This is a genomic window from Streptomyces sp. NPDC002055, assembly GCF_040296705.1.
Classification (GTDB): domain Bacteria; phylum Actinomycetota; class Actinomycetes; order Streptomycetales; family Streptomycetaceae; genus Streptomyces.
Genome location: NZ_JBEOXS010000003.1, coordinates 79,579 through 96,507 on the forward strand (window position 1 = coordinate 79,579; position 16,929 = coordinate 96,507).

Below are 16,929 nucleotides of genomic sequence, written 5' to 3' on the forward strand. Positions count from 1 at the left end.
TGATCGTTCCTTGCGGAGTGTTCTCTGGCGCTCACCGCGCGGATAAGCTGCGGAGGCGTCAGGGGGCAGCGCCATCACCTCGAGCAGTGCGTACAGGGATGATCTACCGTCCCCGGGTCCGGCCGGGTGCGGAGTGGAACGGGGAACCACACGTGCTCACCGCCATAGCAGTCACCAGCCCCGAGCTGGTGCTTCCGCCGGCCGACCGGCACACGCCCACCGCGGTCGTGCTGCAGCCGCCCGCCCGGCAGGAGCTGGAGGCGGCACTGACCACCTTCCAGGTCCTGGTCGAACAGCACGGCTACGTCATCGCGCTCTACCCCTCCTCGATCGACCGGGACTTCGTCCGGCGCCTGCACACCGTGCGGTCGGTCATGGAGAGCGACCGGATCGCCCTGCTGCCGGTCGGCCTCCCGCCGCTCGCCGTCGCCGTGCTCGTCCGCCAGTTACGCCAGTTGTCGCTCGGCGACTTCAGCCCCGGAGTCCTCGCCTCCGCGGCCCGGCTCCTCTCCCACTACATCCACGCGGGCGCGCTGCTCGCCTCCGTCGCCCGGCTCGACCGGATGCCCGTCGGCCTCGCGTCCCACCTCGGCTCCTGGCTGCCGGGCACCCGCTACGGCGTCCTCGCCGCCCCCGAGGCCCGGCTCGTCCGCGTCCGGCCGGACACCACGCTGGAGGGCCCCGGCTTCGACACCCGGCTCACCGTGGCGGGCGGCCGGCTCCGGTCCGACTGGGTCACCGGCACCCTCGCCCGGCAGTGGCGCGTCCAGGAGGTCCAGGACGCCCGGCTCCCCGAGGAATCGCCCCGCTGGTGGGGCACCGGAAAGCTCATCGAATTCGCGGCCGCCATCCGTGATCCCGTGATGCTGTACCAGCTCGTCGCCTCGGTGCGCCGGGACCTCTGTCACTGGTGCGGGCTCGAATTCATCGGCGACCGCTGTGCCTTCTGCTCCGCCCCGCTGCTCCGGCCCGAGCTCCCGGCGGCGTCCCACGGCGGCCCGAACCGGTGAGAGCTCCCCGCGTCCGGCCGTTCCCGGTGGCCTCCGTGCGGCCCGGCCCCCGGCGTGACCCCGGCCCGCACGCGCGCCGCGCCGTGCCCCGCCCGCCGCACCCGGCACCCGCCACCCGCAACGGCCCCGTACCCCGACGAGGAATCCCCTTATGAACTCACGCCAGCGCCGTGGCGTCATCCTGCTGCTCCTCTCCGTCCTCTGCGCGGGCGGAGCCTTCGCGGGCGTGCTCTCCGTGATCAGCGACGTGGAGTCGAAGGTCGGGCCGGAGACGACGGCCTACGAACTCAAGGCGGACGTGCCGGCCTACCGGACGCTGGACTCCGGGCAGTTCCGGCGGATATCGGTGCCCGAGCGCTGGCTGCCGCGCACCGCCGTGACCGACCTCGGCGACCTCCGCGGAAAGATCGCCGTCAACCCGCTGCGCAAGGGCTCCCTGCTCCAGTCCGACATGATCGCCGACCGTCCCGCACTCCAGGCCGGGCAGCAGGAGATCGCCATCATGATCGACGCGGCCACCGGCGTCGCCGGCAAGATCACCCCAGGATCCAGCGTCAACATCTACGCGACCTTCGAGGGCGACCGGGACGACCGCGCCCCCGTCTCCAAGGTCATCGTCGACCGGGCCCGCGTCATCGACGTCGGCGAACTCACCGCCCTGCGGCCCCGGAACGACGAGGAGCGGCGCAGGGGCGGAAGCGGCGAGGCAGTGCCGATCACCTTCGCCCTGGACACCGGCGACGCCCAGCGGGTGGCCTACGCGGAGTCCTTCGCCACGCGCGTGCGGCTCGCCCTGGTCGCTCCCGGGGGCGATGCGTCGATCCCCCGGAACGAGCGCACCTACACCCTTGACGGAGACAGGTGAGGCACCGGATGGCCACCCGAATCCTCCCGGTCGTCGGCGATCCCGACGCCGCCCGGGCGATCACCACGCTGATCGGCCAGCTGCCCGACACCGAGCCGCTGCCGGCCGCCGCCGACTCCACCGCGCTGGTCGACACCCTCGCCCGGCTCGCCGGCGAGTCCGTCATGGACCTGCCCGAGGTGGTGCTCGTCCACGAGCGGATCGGCCCGGTCCCCGCCCTGGAGCTGATCCGCGACATCGCCCTCCGCTTCCCGGCGGTCGGCACCATCCTGATCACCGCGGACATGAGCCCCGGGCTGTACGCGGCGGCGATGGACTCCGGCGCCCGCGGCCTCCTCGGACTGCCGCTCTCCTACGACGAACTGGCCGCCCGGGTGCAGGCCACCGTCCAGTGGGCGGTGGGCGTCCGGCGGCACCTCGGCTCCGACGGCGACGTGCTGACCGGCCCCGGCGGCACGGTGGTCACGGTCACCGGCGCCAAGGGCGGCGTCGGCACCACCCTCACCGCGATCCACCTGGCGCTCGCCGTCCGCGCGTCCGGCCGCAGCGTCGCCCTGGTCGACATGGACCTCCAGTCCGGGGACGTGGCCTCCTGCCTGGACGTGCAGTTCCGCCGGTCGATCGTCGACCTGGCGGGCATCAGCGACCTCTCCCCGAGAGTGCTGCAGGACGCCCTCTTCACCCACCCGACCGGACTCGGGCTGCTGCTCGCCCCGGACGAGGGGGAGCGCGGCGAGGAGGTCGGCGACCGGGCGGCCCGGCAGATCGTCAGCGCCCTGCGCAGCCGCTACGAACTGGTCGTCATCGACTGCGGCGCCCAGATGAACGGCGCGAACGCGGCCGCGGTGGAGATGGCGGACACCGCGCTGCTGGTCACCACGCCGGACGTGGTCGCGGTGCGGTCGGCCAAGCGGATGGTGCGGCTCTGGGACCGGCTGCAGATCCGCAAGGCCGAGGAGACCACCACCGTGGTGAACCGGCACAACCGGACCACCGAGATCCAGCCCGCGATCGTCGGACGGACCACCGGAACCCAGGTCGCCCGCACGGTGGTTCCGGCGAACTTCAAGGAGCTCCAGCCGTGTGTCGATGCGGGCCGGCTCCAGGACCTGGACAGCCGCTCCACCGTCAAACAGGCGCTGTGGGGACTGGCCGGGGAGCTGGGCCTGTCCGGTGGCGGCGGCCCGGCCGGAGCGGAGGGACGGGGCGGCGTTCCGGGCGGCAGAACGCGCAGACCGGCCGGGCGCTGGGCGGCGTCGGGCCGCCGCCGGCGCGGCGCCGACAGCGGCCAGGTCTCCGTCGAGTTCCTGGGGATCACCCCGCTGATCCTCGTGGTGCTGGTGCTGCTCTGGCAGTTCGTGCTCGTCGGCTACACCTTCACCCTGGCCGGTGACGCGGCCGACCGGGGCGCGCGCGCCGCGGCGGTCGCCGCCGGGGGCGGAGGCACCGGCGTCGAGGCCGCCGCCACCGAGGACCTGCCCCGCGCCTGGGCCGACGGGGCCCGGGTCGGCGCTCCGCGCACCGAGAACGGGCTGACGAAGGTGAGCGTCGGTCTGAAGGTCCCCGTGCTCTTCCCCGGCGGGGTCTCCTTCCCGTTCACGGTCACCGGGGACGCCGGAGCGGCCACGGAGGACCGGGGATGACGCCGGAACCCGCGCGACCGGAGCGGCGGTGGCCGCCGTCGGAGCGGTGCCCGTCTTGCCGGCTCCCGTCGAACCGGCTGTCGTCGGCCTGGTGCCGGTGGGCCCGGCGCCGGTCGAATCTGCTGTCGTCGGTCCGGCTCCCGTCGGCCACGCCGCACCCCCGGCCCCGGCTCCGTCCTCAGCCCCGGGACCGCGGTCAGGCCTCGGTCGAGTTCCTGGGCTTCCTGCCCGTGCTGCTGGTCGTCGTCCTCGCCGCCGTGCAGCTGGGCCTCGCCGGGTACGTGGCGGCGCAGGCACGGACCGGTGCCCGCGCGGCGGCCCGTACGGCGGCCCGCGCGGAGCCCGCCACCGACCCGGTGGCCGCGGGCCACGCGTCGATGAGCGACTGGGTCGCCCGGCGCGCCGAGGTCGTCTCCGACGCCGGCGGGTCCGACGCCGCTTCCGCCACCGTTCGGGTGCCGATCCCCTCGGTCATCCCCGGGATAGAGAGCTTCGGCCCGGTGGAGAAGTCCGCCACCATGCCCCGCGACGAGCCGGCCCCGTGAGCCCCGCACCGAGGAGCACCGCATGAGCCTGAGGGCGCGCATCACCTCCCCCGAGACGGCGGGCGGGCAGCACGAGGAGAGCCATCTCGTCGCCGTCTACCGCGCGAAGCTGCTGGAGGAGATCGACCTCGCGGAGATGTCGCTGCTCGCCGCCGCCGAGCGCCGGGCCCGTCTGGAACGCGTGCTGGGCCACATCATCAGCCGCGAGGGGCCGGTCCTCTCCACCCACGAACGCTCCCTGCTGATCCGCCGGGTCGTCGACGAGGCACTCGGCCTCGGTGTGCTGGAACCCCTCCTCGAGGACGCCTCCATCACCGAGATCATGGTCAACGGGCCCGACCACATCTACGTCGAGCGGGCCGGCCGGGTGGAGCGGCTGCCGCTGCGCTTCGCCTCCAACGACCAGCTGATGCAGACCATCGAGCGCATCGTCTCGACCGTCAACCGCCGGGTCGACGAGTCCAATCCGATGGTCGACGCCCGGCTGCCCTCCGGTGAGCGCGTCAACGTCATCGTCCCGCCGCTCTCCCTCACCGGCGCCACGCTCACCATCCGGCGCTTCCCCCGCGCCTACCGGCTGCCGGAACTGATCGGGCTCGGCACGCTCGACGAGCCGATGCTGATGCTGCTCTCGGCGCTGGTCCGCGCCAAGTTCAACATCATCGTCTCGGGCGCCACCGGCTCCGGGAAGACGACGCTGCTCAACGCCCTCTCCGGGCTGATCCCCGAGGGCGAGCGCATCATCACCGTCGAGGACGCCGCCGAGCTCCAGCTCCAGCAGCCGCACGTGGTCCGGCTGGAGACCCGGCCGCCCAATGTCGAGGGCAAGGGCCGGGTCACCATCCGCGACCTGGTGCGGAACTCGCTGCGGATGCGCCCGGACCGGATCATCGTCGGCGAGGTCCGGGGCGGCGAGACCCTCGACATGCTCCAGGCGATGTCCACCGGCCACGACGGTTCGCTGGCCACCGTGCACGCCAACAGCGCCGAGGACGCGCTGATGCGGCTGCAGACGCTGGCGTCCATGTCGGAGGTGGAGATTCCGTTCGAGGCGCTCCAGGACCAGATCAACAGCGCCGTCGACTGCATCGTCCAACTGGCCCGGCACGCCGACGGATCCCGCCGGATCGACGAGATCACCATGCTGTCCTCGCGCGGCCGGGAGCCCTTCCGCATCGTCTCCGTCTGCCGGTTCGACGCCCGGCCGCTGGGGGCCGACCGGATCGTGCACGGCAGCTTCCGCTGTCTGCCCCTGCCCGCCCGTACCGCCGAACGCCTGCACTACGCGGGGGAGGCCGTCCCGCCCGCGTTCGGCGTCGCCGCCTCCGACGACCAGCTCGACACCCGAAGAGCCCTCTAGCCGCCCTCCAGCCGACGGCCTCCCGACAGCCGACCCGATCCGACGCAGCCCCATCCGACCGAGCCCACGCCCTGCCGAAGCCCACGCCCCGACCAAGCCCACGCCCGCCGAACCCCACGCCCCGCCGAACCCCACGAAAGGGAAGCCGGCCCCCGACATGGACCATCTCGCGCTACCGACCCTCGGTGTCACGCTGCTGGCCTGCTGCCTCGCGGTCCTCGGCGGGCACGCCTACGCCACCGGGAAGGCCCAGCGGCAGGCCGTCGTCGACCGGCTCACCGCCGTCGGCCCCGTGCCCGTCCCCGGCCGCCGGCGGCGGTTCCCTGGCCTCGACCGGCGGCTGCGGCGCACCCGCTACGGCCGGCACCTCGACAACCGGCTCGCGGCGACCGGCCTGGACCTCACCGCCGGCGAGTTCACCGTCTTCACGGCGCTCCTCGCCGGCGGGCTGTGGCTCGTGGGCGCCTCGGTGCTCGCCGCGTTCTTCGGCCCGATCGCCGGGCTGATCGGCGTCTGGGCGGCCTTCGCGTTCCTCAACTGGCAGCGCGGCAGGCGCAACGAGCGGTTCATCAACCAGCTCCCCGAGCTGTCCCGGATCCTGGCCAACGCCACCCAGGCCGGCCTCGCCCTGCGCACGGCGCTGTCCATGGCCGCCGACGAACTGGAGGCACCGGCCGGTGAGGAACTGGGCAAGGTGGCGGACAAGCTGTCGGTCGGCCACTCCGTCGACGACGCCCTGGCGGAGCTCACCGGCCGGCTGCCCTCCCGGGAACTCGTCGTCCTCGTCACCACCCTCGTCCTGTCCAACCGGGCGGGCGGCACGGTCGTCGGCTCGCTGCGGAACCTCACCGTGACGCTGGAGGAGCGCAAGGAGACCCGCCGCGAGGTCCGCACCCAGCTCTCCCAGGTCACCCTCACGGCGTTCGCGGTGCCGCTGCTGGGGCTGGGCGCGCTGCTGCTGATGAACCAGGTCATGCCGGGATCGCTGGACCGGATGACCTCGTCCGCCGTCGGCCAGGCGGCGGTGCTCGTCGCCCTCGGCCTCTACGGGCTGGGGTTCTTCCTGATCCGCCGTATGTCGAAGATCGACGTCTGAGAGGAGCGCAACCGTGGGACTGCTGCTCGCGTCGGTGATCGGCCTCGGGGTCCTGGGCGCCTTCCAGGGCCTGCGCATGTACCGGGCGGAGGCCCGGCTCCCCGGCGATCTCGCCGTGGCCCTGGAGGTCGGCGCCTCCCGGACGACCGCCGTCGGCTCGGTGATCGACCGGCTCGGCATGCGCTTCGCCCCCCTGGTGCTGCGCATGATGGGCCCGAAGCGGGTCGACGCGGTCCGGCGGCGAATCGACCTGGCCGGCAACCCCGGCGGCCTGACCCTCGACCGCTACGCCGCCCGCCGCGCGGTCTACGGCGTCCTCGGCGCCGTCGGGGCGTTCGTCATGCTCGACAAGGGCAACCTCGTCCTCGCCGCCCTCCTGCTCGCCTTCGGTATCTGGTGGACGGATGTCGGCATCCGCGCGGCGATCCGCCAGCGGAAGGACGTCATCGAGCGGACGCTCCCCGACTTCCTCGACGTCCTCGCCGTCGTGGTGAGCGCGGGCCTGGGCTTCCGGCAGGCCCTGGACCGGGTCGCCGACCAGTACGCGGGCCCGTGGGCCGACGAACTCCGCATCACCCTGCGCCAGATGGACATGGGCGTCAGCCGCCGGCAGGCCTTCGACGAACTGCGCCGGCGCAACGACTCCGAACAGGTCGCGATGTTCGTGACGGCGCTCCAGCAGGGCGAGGAGCTGGGCGCCCCGATCGTGGACATCCTCATCCAGATCGCCACCGACATGCGCCGGACGGACGCCCAGAACGCCCGCCGCAGAGCCGCCCGGGCCGTGCCGAAGGCCACCGCCGTGATCACCACGTTCATGGTCCCGGCCACGATGATCCTGCTGGTCGCGGGCTTCGTCTTCGGCTCGGGCGCGGACTTCGGCGCGATCACCGGACAGTGACGGACGCGGACGCGGTGGAAGGAGGTGCCGACCGGATGCCCCGGCGAGAGAACGTCGCGCACGGAGGCCTGACCGGCGACCCCGCGGGCACCGCACGGCCGGGTCCGCCGGGGCGCGACGAGCACCGGTACGGACCCGGGCACGCGTACGGCTCCGAGCGCCGTCCGCCCCGCACCGCGGACGGGCACGGCCCGGAGCGTCCCCCGCCGCCCGGGCAGCCGCACGGCCACGGGCGTCCCGCACCGTCCGAGCACCCGTACGGCCGCGGGCGTCCCGCACCGTCCGAGCCCTCGCACGGCCACGGGCGCCCCGCACCGTCCGAGCCCCCGCACGGCCACGGGCGTCCCGCACCCTCCGAGCACCCGTACAGCCCCGAGTGGTCGCGCGACCCGGACTGTTCCGGCGAACCCTCGCTCGGCATCCAGGTGAGCGCCCTCCAGGCGCTGTGCCGGCAGGTCCTCGGATTCCGGATGGCGATGATCGGCGTCGCGGCCCCGGCCGCGCTCGCCCGGACCGCCCCCGGCCTGCCCTCCTGCCTCGTCGGGGGCGCCGTCGTCGTCACGTTCATGGGCTCCTACGTCCTCTTCCGGGACTGGGAGCGGTTCGGCCCGCTGCTGCTGCGGCACCCCGCGCTGCTCGCCGTCGACATGGTCTTCGGCTCGCTGCTCCTCATCACCGCGACCCCCGAGTCGACCCTGGCGTACGTCACCAGCTGCACTCCGCTGCTCGCCGGGCTGGTCTACGGCTGGCGCGGCGCGGGGGTGTTCGCCGGGCTCGACGTGCTGCTCCTGGCCACGCTCTACGCCGCCGACGGCCGGCTCGACGCCACCGGTCCCAACGCCTATCTGCTGGCCGGGTTCTGTGTGGTCGCCGGTGCCATCGGGGTCACCTTGCGCGGTCTGATGTTCCGGGTCGGCGCGGCCACCCGGGCCCTGACCGAGGCCCGCGCCCGGCTCGCCGTCACCGAGGCGGTGGGCGCCGAACGTGCCCGGCTGGCCCGCGAGATGCACGACTCGGTGGCCAAGACGCTGCACGGTCTGGCGCTCGCCGCCGACGGCCTGGCGGGCAGCGCCGGACGGATGGACCCGGACGAGGTCGGACGGCAGGCCGGAACCGTCGCCCGTGCCGCCCGCCGGGCGGCCGCCGAGTCCCGCGAACTCCTCTCCGACCTGCGCCGGGAGACCGACATCGACAGCGCCGGCACGGACCTTCCCGCGGAACTCGCCGTGCGGGTGGCCGACTTCGCGGGCCGGAGCGGCCTCGACGCCCGGGTCCGCCCGCTGAACGAGGCCCCCGTGCCCCCGGTGCCGTACGCCGTGGCGCGCCAGCTGCTGGTGATCGTGGGGGAAGCCCTGGACAACGCCGCCCGGCACGCCCGTGCGGAGCATGTGGTGGTGGAGGCGGGCGTCGCGGACCGGATGCTGTGCCTCCGGGTCCTGGACGACGGCCGCGGACTGCCGCCCGGCACCACGCTGGACGGCCTGCGCAAGGGCGGGCACTTCGGGCTCGTCGGCATGGTGGAGCGCGCGGCGGCGCTCGGCGCGCGGCTGCGGATCGGGCGCGGCGGCGCGGGCAGCGGCACCGAGGTCCGTCTCGACCTGCCGATGGCCGCCGTACCTCCGGTCGGCCACCGGCCTGGCGGCCAGCCTTCTACCGGTGTCCAGTCCGCTCCCGCCGTCCGGCAGCCACCCGCCGCTCAACCCCTCGGTCCGCGGCCTGCCGGGCCACAGCCGCCGGGTACACAAACTCCGGGTCCACAAACTCCGGATCCACAGCCTCCGCGTCCACAGCAACAGCCCACCGAACCCCCCGAGTTCCTCCACCCCGCACCTCCCCGTTCCCGCCCAACGAGAGGAGGCCGCACGCCATGACGGTCCTGCCCGGCACCGGCGGATGCGGCACCACCCCGTCCCCGCCCGCCGCCCTCCGGGAACCTCCCGGCTCACGGCCGCTGCGCGTGGTCGTCGCCGACGACAACCCGGTGGTACGGGCCGGCCTCAGCACGCTGCTCGGCAGCCGCGAGGGCATCGAGGTGGCCGCCGAGGCCGCCGACGGACGCCAGGCGTACGACGCCGCGCTCCGGCACCGCCCGGACGTGATCCTGCTGGATGTCCGGATGCCCGGCGTCGACGGCATCGAGGCCCTGCCCCATCTGACGCCCCTCGCACCGGTCCTGATGCTCACCTACAGCGGTGAGCGCGACGTCGTCCGGGAAGCCCTCCGGCTGGGTGCGGGCGGCTATCTGGTGCACGGTGAATTCACCGTCGACCAGCTCGTTCTCGCGGTGCGCGACCTCTGTGCGGGGCGGGCCCATTTCACGGTGACCGCTGCCGATGCATTGCGGGAGCACGTTCGCGCCGGAGCGTACGACGCACCCTCCGCGGCGGCTCCCGGGAGGCCCGGCGGGCATCGGGATCCGGCTGCGCCGACGGGGTTCGAACCGGCCACTGAGGCCCGTGGAGCCGGGCCCGTGCCGCCCCCTGCTGCCGGTGTGCCGCAGCAGGGCCGGGCCGCCCACAAGGGTGTCGTCCCGACGCCGGGCAGTCCACTGGAATCCTGGACTTCTTTGCAAGTGCGACGAAATATGGGACAGTCGATAGCCGGGTCTTCCGGGGGGCGGAGCCCATCGGCCGACCCGTGGAGGGCAGTCGGGGAGCCGCGGAGCGGAAGCCCGGTGGACCGGGCGCAGTTCGGGCTGAGCCGGCGGGAGGCGGAGGTGATGGAACTGATCACGACAGGGATGTCGAACCAGCACATCGCCGCCGCGTGCTTCATCAGCGAGAAGACGGTCAAGAACCACATCAACCGGATCTTCGGCAAGTTGCGGTGCGAGAGCCGCGGTGCCGCGATCGCCGTGTGGATGGGCATCGCGCGGGGAGCCCCGGCCGGCGTGGCGAGAGGAGCGCACCGTGACTGAGGACGCACGGCCCACGGGCCGGCCGGACTCCGGAGCGCACCCCGGCGCGCGGGCGAACGGCCGGATCCGGGCCCGGATTTGGGCCCCTGGGCCCTGGGGCCGGACCCTCCCGTCGGCCTACGGTGCCCGGGTCGACAGCGGCACCGGCGAGAGCACCACCGCGAACGGGGACGGCGCCCACGGGACCCGGGCCACCCCTCTGCGAGGGGCGAGCCCCGAACGAGGGGAACATCATGAGCGATCTGCTGACCAAGGCGTACGTGACGACCGAGGTACGCGCGGCCCATTGGAGCAGGACGGCCGGCGCGGCGTTCCGGAAGCGTTATGCCCAGCCGTGGGACCGCGGCCAGACGGCGGTCGAGTACCTGGGCATCATCGCGGTCGTCGTCCTGATCGTGGGCGCCCTGGCAGGCACCAAGATCGGCAAAACCATCTACAAGGCGATCGGCGAACAGATCAGCAAGGTCACCGGCCAGGCCTGAGTTCCCGCCGGTCCGGCGACACCGGGCAGGCCTTCCCCATCTACATCACGGTGGTGGCGGGCCTGCTCTTTCTTGCGTTCGCGTACTTCGCGGTCGCTCAGGCCGTGGACCGGCGCAGCGGTGGCCAGACCGCTGCCGACGCCGCCGCGCTGGCCGCGGCCCAGGACGCGCGCGCCCAGTTGCGCACGGCCCTGCTGGACCCCCTCCTCGACCTCGGTGACCTGCTGGACCTGCTGAACGGGCAGGGAGTCGAGTTCGCGACCGCGTGCGCCGAGGCGCAGTCCTTCGCGGCCCGGAACGACGCCGATGTCGTGGGGGGCGAGGGCTGCCGTCGGGTGGACGACGGGTTCACCGTGACCGTGGAGACCCGGAGCACCGTCGGCGACTCCATCGTTCCCGGCACGGAGAACCGGCACGCCCGTGCCACGGCGACCGCGGTCGTCGAGCCGCTCTGCCGCGTTGCGCCGACTCCCTCCGGCACCGCGTCCGGCCGTCCCGACGACGGCGCGACCGGTCCCGCCGACGACGAACCGGAGGAGACGGACGAGCCCGGCGGCGAGGAGGACCCGGAGGCCGACGAGGAGAAGCCGGGGCTCGAACTCGACTGCGACGGTCAGGTCTGGGTCATCGGCCCCGGGGACGGCGCTCCCCTCCCGGAAGCGGCGGATCTGTTCTCCGTTCACCTCAGGGACTGAGCGGCACCCAGCGAACGACGAGTAAAGGACACATGGTTCATGAGCACTGGGCAGACATCAGGGGCCCGAAGGGGCACCGCCGCGGTCGCGCTGGCGGCCGCTCTGGTTCTCGTCGTTTCCGGCTGTGGTGGCGAGGAGGCAGGCAAGCCGCAGGAGCCCAAGCGGACGGAACGGGCCAAGGGCGACGGCGCGACGGAGCGACAGGACAACGACGCCGCCGAGCCGAGGCAGGTGCTGGCGACGATCGAGGGCAGGAGCGGACTGATCATCACGGTCACCAAGGCCGATCGGGACTCCGGGGGGTTCGTGACCGTCTCCGGAACACTGAAGAACACCAGCGACGAGGACTTCATCTCGACCGATGCCACCGACTGGAGCGGCGACGAGGAGGAGGTTCTCAAGCACGGCGAGTCCCTCGGCGGAGCCACCCTCGTCGACAGCACCGGCAAGAAGCGCTACTACGTCCTCCGGGACACCGAGGGCCGCCCCCTGTGCACCACCTTCGAATCGGACATCGAAGCAGGCAAGAGCGTCCCCGTCTTCGCCCAGTTCCCCGCTCCGCCGGCGAACACCCGCAAGGTCGACTTCCAGATCCCGACCTTCCCCTCCGCCTCGATCGAGATCTCCGGGTGAGCGCCCCATGACCACGCCCCGTCGCCCCCGTCCGGCCGCCGCGCTCGCCGTCGGCGCGTGCGCCGTGGCCGCGCTGACGCTCGTCCCCGCCCCGCACGCCGTGGCGGACGACCCGCCCGGGCTGCCCGGGCCCGCGGCGGCGCCGGTGCGCGTCGATGCCGACGACCCCGGGCTCAAGATGGTGAACGGTGCCACCCTCGCCCCGGCCAAGGTCCTCGACATCACGTCGGTGGTCGAGTCCGAGGGCGGTGAGGAACGGCGGGAGGACACCAACCGCAGCGTCACCTTCGCCCTGCAGGCCGAGGTGCTCTTCGGCAAGGACAGCGCGAAGATCGGCGACGGCGCCCGGTCCCGCATCCGCGAGATCGCGGACGAGATCGAGAAACAGGACGCCCCGAACGTCCGGGTCTTCGGCTTCACCGACAACCTCGGCTCCTCCGCCCACGGCGACGTGCTGTCCAAGAAGCGCGCCGACGCGGTGCAGCGGGTCCTCGCCGGGCTCCTGGGGTCGGACGTCACCTACGAGATCCGCGGTTACGGCGAGGACTATCCGATCGCCGGCAACGACGACGAGGAGGGCCGGAAGAAGAACCGCCGTGTCGAGGTCAGCTTCCCCCGCGCCGAGCCGGGCGGCGGCGGATGACCGCCGCGGGGGCAGGACGGCCCGATTCCGCGGGCCCGGTCCGGCCCCCGACGCGGCAGGTGCGGGCTCCGTACCGCCCGGACGGCGTGGCGCGCCCTCCGGCCCGGGACTGCCCTGACGGCCGCTGTTCCCGGCCCCGTAGGGTCGGGGGGTGCATCCGATACTGACCGTCCTCGCCGCCTGTTACGGCGCCGTCGCCGGGGTGTTCGTGCCGCGAGCCGTATACCGGCTGGCCGTCGAGCCCGAGCAGCAGTGGCGCGCCGCGTGCCCCGAGGGCCATCCGATCACCGGACCGGCCGGCGGCTGGCTCGGCCTCGCACGCTGTGCGGCCCCGGCGCCCACGGCACCGGCCGGCCTCCCGGACGATCACCCCGACGGCACGCTCCCCGCACCCACGGCCTCCACCGGCCCGACCGGGCCGAACGCACCGACCGGGCCCGGCACTTCGGCTGCGCACGGCACACCGGATGCGCCCACCGCACCGACCGACCCGACAACACTGACTGGCGCGACGGGACCGACCGACGCGACGGGACCGACGGACCCGACGGTGCCGACCGGCTCGACGGCACCGACCGATCCGATCGCTCCCACGACGCCGACCGACCCGATCGCTCTCACGGCACCGACCGGTCCGGCCGCTCCCAAGGCTCCCGCCGCTCCCGCCGCGCCGGCCGCTCCGCCGGGGCCCTCCGGAGCGCGCGGCCGCCCGCACCGCGTCCACGCCTACGGTCCCCCGGCCGTGATCGTCGCCCTCCTCACCTCGCTGGTCTGCGCCATGCTCTCCGCGGCCGTCGGCAAGCGGCCGGAACTGGCCGTCTGGCTGCTGCTCGCGCCCGTCGGGGTGGCGCTCGCCCTGGTCGACACCGCCGTCAAACGTCTCCCGGATGTGCTCACCCTGTCGCTGACCGCCGGGGCCGCCGCCCTGCTCGGGGTGGCCGCCCTGTTCCCCGGTTCCGCGGGGTCCTGGCCGGGCGCCCTGCTCGGGGGCTGCGCCCTGGGCGGGCTCTACGGCCTGCTGTTCCTGATCCACCCGAGCGGGATGGGCTTCGGTGACGTCAAACTGGCCCTCGGCCTGGGCACGGTGCTCGGCTGGTACGGCTGGGCCGTCCTGTTCACGGGTACGTTCGCGGGCTTCCTGCTCGGCGCGGTCTACGGCGTCGGGCTCATCGTGCTGCGGCGCGCGGGCCGGAAGACCGCGGTCCCCTTCGGTCCGTTCATGCTCACCGGCGCTCTGCTGGGACTGCTGCTCGGCGGCTTCGCGTCCTGAACGTCCGCGGCGCGCCGACAGCCCCCATCGACAAGGCGGCCGGTCGTTCAGCTCGACGAGGCGGCCCATCGTTCAGCTCGCGGCGGCCTCCGGGTGCCGGATCTCGCACCACACCACTTTCCCGCCCGATCCGACCTGCCGTTCCGTGAGCGCGTAACGGCCCCAGTTGTCCGAACAGAGGCGGACGAGCAGCAGCCCCCGGCCGCCCTCGCTCTCCAGATCGGCCGGAATCGGCGAGGGCAGAGCCGGGTTGGTGTCCCAGACGCTGATCCGGAGGGTGTCGTCGGTCCACTTGAGCCGCACGGACGCGGGGCCCGTCGAGTAGCGGTACGCGTTCGTCGCCAGCTCCGAGGTCAGCAGCTCCGCCGTGTCCGCGAGTTCGTTCAGTCCGTGCTGGTCCAGAACCATGCGGACGGTCGACCGGACGATGGCCGGTCCCAGGGGGTCGTGGGGCACCTGGAGGCTGTACTGCCACGATGCGGGCGGCTCGGGAAGGGACCCGCGATCGGAGGCCGGAGCAATGACGGTCATAAGGGGCTCCTGTTCAGGCGGGGAATTTGTACACGTGCCAAGGGCAGACCGGGATGAATGTCGGCCCGCCCGGAGCGCGGTCAACCGAGCGCTGTCAAGAGCGCGAACCGGCGCAAGTCCCACGCTGCGGAGTGCTGTTCTGCCAGGTGGGAGCGGATGTGCCGGAGTCACGGCCGGCGGACCGGCCCCGCCGGGCCGGGGGCGGAGCGGTGAGCGAAAGCACACCGGAACACGGCTGAGGTGCGCCCCCGCGTCATCACCCTCGGGCATCGGAGGGTCACAGCAGGCGACGCGTCCTCTGTCATGGACGCAGCCGACGGGGGAGTCGAATGACGGTGCGTCGCTCTCGGGCGGGACAAGCCTCCCGGCCGCCACGGGAGTTCCGTACGGCACAGCCATCAGCCGAGCCGGAGGGACGACGGAACGGCCGAACGGCCCATCCGGTGACTCCGATCACCTCCTCCGCCCGGTGCCCATGACAAGCTGAGGCGTCCGGACCGGCAACGGCACCGGCATCGGAGGGCGTCGGCCGAGCGCGCGACCCCGCCCGCCGGTCCGCCGCACACCCGGTGGACGAGCCGACCGCGCGCACTCGGCTGTCCCGCCGCGGCCGGGCCCGTCTCGAATCCGCGCCCGCCCCCGCGAGCGGGCCGCCTGCTGGGAGGTACGCACGGTGAACGGAACCGTTCTGGTGACCGGTGGCACCGGCACGCTCGGACGGGCCGTCGTCCGTCGGCTGCTCGACGACGGCATCCCGGTGCGGGTGCTGAGCCGGCGCCCCCGAGCCGAGGCCGACCGGATGCCGTACACCTGGGCGACCGGCGATCTGCGCACCGGCGAAGGACTCGACGCGGCCCTGGACGGGGTGACCGCCGTCATCCACTGCGCCACCGCCAACGGCCGCGGCGACGTCGAAGCCACCAGACTGCTGACCGAGGCCGCCCAACGGGCCGGCCGGCCGCACCTCGTCTACATCTCCATCGTCGGGATCGACCGGCTGCCGCTGGGCTACTACCGGGCCAAGCTGGCCGCCGAGCGGCTGATCGAGCACTCCGGACTCCCCTGGACCGTGCTCCGGGCCACTCAGTTCCACGATCTGGTGGCGCGGATGACGTCGGCACAGCGGCGGCTGCCGGTCGTTCTCACAGCGGCCGGGGTGCGGTTCCAGCCGGTCGACGTCCGCGAGGTCGCGGACCGGCTGGTGGAACTGGCCGCCGGACCGGCGGCCGGACGCGTGCCCGACATGGGCGGACCCGAGATCCGCGACGCCACCGATCTGGCCCGCAGCTGTCTCCGGGCCGCCGGCGTCCGACGCCGCGTCGTCCCGCTGCGGCTGCCCGGCGCCCTCGTCGCGGGCCTGCGGAGGGGCGGCAACCTCGTCCCGGACCGGGCCGTCGGCCGGATCACGTTCGAAGAATTCCTGGCCGGCCCGGCGAACGGCGCGCCCCCGCCTGCGGCACGGCCCCCGCAGCAGGGGATGACGGACCCCGAGAAGACGCATCCCGAGAAGGCTCCCGAGAAGACGGATCTCGGGGAGCAGAAGCCCGGGGAGGAGGCGCCCGGGGAGCAGAAGCCCGGCAAGGAGAAGCCCGGGGAGAGGAAGCCCGAGGAGTAGGAGAAGAGGCGCGGGAGCGGCGGACGGACGACCGGCGCGCGTGCGCCGGGCTGTGCCGGCGGCGGACCCGTCAGCCGATCTCGATCTCGACCTCCGCACCGGGCCGCAGCCCCCAGCGCGCCATCGCGCCGGCCTCCGCCTCCAGGACGTGCCGGGCGCGCAGCCGGGGGAGGCCCAGCCGGCCGGGCTTCATGGTGCGCACGGCGATGACCCGCAGCCGCCGGTCCAGATAGGCGACGTCGATGGGGAACCGCATACGGAAGGTGTGCACCCCACTGGCCGGGGTGAGCAGCAGCGCCCCCTCGATGCCGTCGCGCCCGAGCAGACCGCGGGTGCGTGCCCGGTAGGACGTGGCGATCTCCACCGGAATGGCCGGACCCGGGGCCCGGGACGACCCCTGACCAGCGGGCGGCGCCTCGCTCAGCGATGCCTCCCGAGCCTCGGACAGCCCCGTGCTCCCGCCCCCGGCCCCGCCGATCCGTAACGTGCTCCTGCCGTCCTGCCAGCGGCCCATCCGTCCTCCTGCTCTGCCGGACCCGGCGCACCGGGCCGTTCCCTGTCGCGGATCGCCCCGGTTCCCCGGAGCCACCCGCCTGCGCCCCCGGCCCGTATCCGCCTGCGCCCCCGGCCCGTAGCCGGCCGTCCGAACCCGGCCCGCCCCCGGCGGCCCGTACCCGCCTGCGTACCCGGCTCCCCGCCCGGAGCCACCCGTCTGCCCCTCCC

General features: G+C 73.9%; 16 protein-coding genes and 1 pseudogene. 15 read left to right on the forward strand and 2 right to left on the reverse strand.

The window, feature by feature from the left end:
* Positions 1 to 152 precede the first annotated feature (152 nt).
* The 14 genes from ABT112_RS02345 (at position 153) to ABT112_RS02410 (ending at position 14,060) form a co-directional block, all read left to right on the forward strand.
* Positions 153 to 1,010: a hypothetical protein gene (locus ABT112_RS02345; protein ID WP_351504623.1), complete on the forward strand. Its 858-nt coding sequence runs from the start codon at positions 153 to 155 to the stop codon at positions 1,008 to 1,010.
* A gap of 151 nt (positions 1,011 to 1,161) precedes the next feature.
* Positions 1,162 to 1,875, forward strand: a complete 714-nt coding sequence (cpaB, locus tag ABT112_RS02350; protein WP_351504625.1) for a Flp pilus assembly protein CpaB — start codon at positions 1,162 to 1,164, stop codon at positions 1,873 to 1,875.
* Positions 1,876 to 1,883: 8 nt separating this feature from the next.
* Positions 1,884 to 3,518, forward strand: coding sequence for a CpaE/TadZ family protein (locus tag ABT112_RS02355; protein ID WP_351504628.1), 1,635 nt, complete (start codon positions 1,884 to 1,886; stop codon positions 3,516 to 3,518).
* Positions 3,515 to 4,063 (forward strand): TadE/TadG family type IV pilus assembly protein, encoded by a 549-nt coding sequence (locus ABT112_RS02360; RefSeq protein ID WP_351504630.1) that lies wholly within the window; start codon positions 3,515 to 3,517, stop codon positions 4,061 to 4,063. The genes ABT112_RS02355 and ABT112_RS02360 overlap by 4 nt, the downstream gene beginning before the upstream one ends.
* Before the next feature lie 22 nt (positions 4,064 to 4,085).
* A complete protein-coding gene (locus ABT112_RS02365) occupies positions 4,086 to 5,423 on the forward strand; it encodes a TadA family conjugal transfer-associated ATPase (RefSeq protein ID WP_351504633.1) in 1,338 nt (445 codons plus the stop codon).
* Between the two features lie 157 nt (positions 5,424 to 5,580).
* Positions 5,581 to 6,519 (forward strand): type II secretion system F family protein, encoded by a 939-nt coding sequence (locus ABT112_RS02370; RefSeq protein ID WP_351504635.1) that lies wholly within the window; start codon positions 5,581 to 5,583, stop codon positions 6,517 to 6,519.
* Positions 6,520 to 6,532: 13 nt separating this feature from the next.
* Positions 6,533 to 7,420, forward strand: a complete 888-nt coding sequence (locus tag ABT112_RS02375) for a DUF5936 domain-containing protein (protein WP_351504637.1) — start codon at positions 6,533 to 6,535, stop codon at positions 7,418 to 7,420.
* Positions 7,421 to 7,455: 35 nt separating this feature from the next.
* Complete coding sequence (locus ABT112_RS02380) at positions 7,456 to 9,291, forward strand: sensor histidine kinase (protein ID WP_502975223.1); 1,836 nt, start codon at positions 7,456 to 7,458, stop codon at positions 9,289 to 9,291.
* Positions 9,288 to 10,337 carry a response regulator gene (locus ABT112_RS02385; RefSeq protein ID WP_351504639.1) on the forward strand — a complete coding sequence of 350 codons (1,050 nt, stop codon included), beginning with the start codon at positions 9,288 to 9,290 and terminating at the stop codon, positions 10,335 to 10,337. The genes ABT112_RS02380 and ABT112_RS02385 overlap by 4 nt, the downstream gene beginning before the upstream one ends.
* 233 nt (positions 10,338 to 10,570) lie before the next feature.
* Complete coding sequence (locus ABT112_RS02390; protein ID WP_351504641.1) at positions 10,571 to 10,819, forward strand: hypothetical protein; 249 nt, start codon at positions 10,571 to 10,573, stop codon at positions 10,817 to 10,819.
* Positions 10,816 to 11,514 (forward strand): pilus assembly protein TadG-related protein, encoded by a 699-nt coding sequence (locus ABT112_RS02395; RefSeq protein ID WP_502975229.1) that lies wholly within the window; start codon positions 10,816 to 10,818, stop codon positions 11,512 to 11,514. Before ABT112_RS02390 ends, ABT112_RS02395 begins: the two co-directional genes overlap by 4 nt.
* 39 nt (positions 11,515 to 11,553) lie before the next feature.
* The gene (locus tag ABT112_RS02400) at positions 11,554 to 12,147 is read left to right on the forward strand and encodes a hypothetical protein (RefSeq protein WP_351504645.1); all 594 of its coding nucleotides are present in this window, start codon (positions 11,554 to 11,556) and stop codon (positions 12,145 to 12,147) included.
* Between the two features lie 7 nt (positions 12,148 to 12,154).
* Positions 12,155 to 12,790: an OmpA family protein gene (locus tag ABT112_RS02405; protein WP_351504647.1), complete on the forward strand. Its 636-nt coding sequence runs from the start codon at positions 12,155 to 12,157 to the stop codon at positions 12,788 to 12,790.
* 499 nt (positions 12,791 to 13,289) lie between these two features.
* Entirely contained in the window at positions 13,290 to 14,060 is a 771-nt protein-coding gene (locus ABT112_RS02410) for a prepilin peptidase (protein ID WP_502975230.1), read from the forward strand.
* Positions 14,061 to 14,132: 72 nt separating this feature from the next.
* Here ABT112_RS02410 and ABT112_RS02415 read toward each other — a convergent pair whose 3' ends face one another.
* Entirely contained in the window at positions 14,133 to 14,591 is a 459-nt protein-coding gene (locus tag ABT112_RS02415; RefSeq protein WP_351504651.1) for an ATP-binding protein, read from the reverse strand.
* 673 nt (positions 14,592 to 15,264) lie between these two features.
* Between ABT112_RS02415 and ABT112_RS02420 the strand changes: the two are divergent.
* A pseudogene (locus ABT112_RS02420) lies at positions 15,265 to 16,014 on the forward strand (SDR family oxidoreductase); the annotation flags it as partial.
* A 262-nt stretch (positions 16,015 to 16,276) separates the two neighbouring features.
* On the opposite strand, the gene ABT112_RS02425 reads toward ABT112_RS02420, so the two are convergent.
* Positions 16,277 to 16,720, reverse strand: coding sequence for a DUF192 domain-containing protein (locus tag ABT112_RS02425; protein ID WP_351504655.1), 444 nt, complete (start codon positions 16,718 to 16,720; stop codon positions 16,277 to 16,279).
* Between the last annotated feature and the right edge of the window lie 209 nt (positions 16,721 to 16,929).

What these genes read in the sequence shown, in the direction of transcription:
- ABT112_RS02355 (WP_351504628.1), top strand. Translation starts at nt 1,884, where the DNA reads ATGGCCACCCGAATCCTCCCGGTCGTCGGCGATCCCGACGCCGCCCGG.
- ABT112_RS02365 (WP_351504633.1), top strand. Translation starts at nt 4,086, where the DNA reads ATGAGCCTGAGGGCGCGCATCACCTCCCCCGAGACGGCGGGCGGGCAG.
- ABT112_RS02400 (WP_351504645.1), top strand. Translation starts at nt 11,554, where the DNA reads ATGAGCACTGGGCAGACATCAGGGGCCCGAAGGGGCACCGCCGCGGTC.
- ABT112_RS02425 (WP_351504655.1), bottom strand. Translation starts at nt 16,720, where the DNA reads ATGGGCCGCTGGCAGGACGGCAGGAGCACGTTACGGATCGGCGGGGCC.
- cpaB (WP_351504625.1), top strand. Translation starts at nt 1,162, where the DNA reads ATGAACTCACGCCAGCGCCGTGGCGTCATCCTGCTGCTCCTCTCCGTC.
- ABT112_RS02415 (WP_351504651.1), bottom strand. Translation starts at nt 14,591, where the DNA reads ATGACCGTCATTGCTCCGGCCTCCGATCGCGGGTCCCTTCCCGAGCCG.
- ABT112_RS02405 (WP_351504647.1), top strand. Translation starts at nt 12,155, where the DNA reads ATGACCACGCCCCGTCGCCCCCGTCCGGCCGCCGCGCTCGCCGTCGGC.
- ABT112_RS02385 (WP_351504639.1), top strand. Translation starts at nt 9,288, where the DNA reads ATGACGGTCCTGCCCGGCACCGGCGGATGCGGCACCACCCCGTCCCCG.
- ABT112_RS02390 (WP_351504641.1), top strand. Translation starts at nt 10,571, where the DNA reads ATGAGCGATCTGCTGACCAAGGCGTACGTGACGACCGAGGTACGCGCG.
- ABT112_RS02360 (WP_351504630.1), top strand. Translation starts at nt 3,515, where the DNA reads ATGACGCCGGAACCCGCGCGACCGGAGCGGCGGTGGCCGCCGTCGGAG.
- ABT112_RS02370 (WP_351504635.1), top strand. Translation starts at nt 5,581, where the DNA reads ATGGACCATCTCGCGCTACCGACCCTCGGTGTCACGCTGCTGGCCTGC.
- ABT112_RS02380 (WP_502975223.1), top strand. Translation starts at nt 7,456, where the DNA reads ATGCCCCGGCGAGAGAACGTCGCGCACGGAGGCCTGACCGGCGACCCC.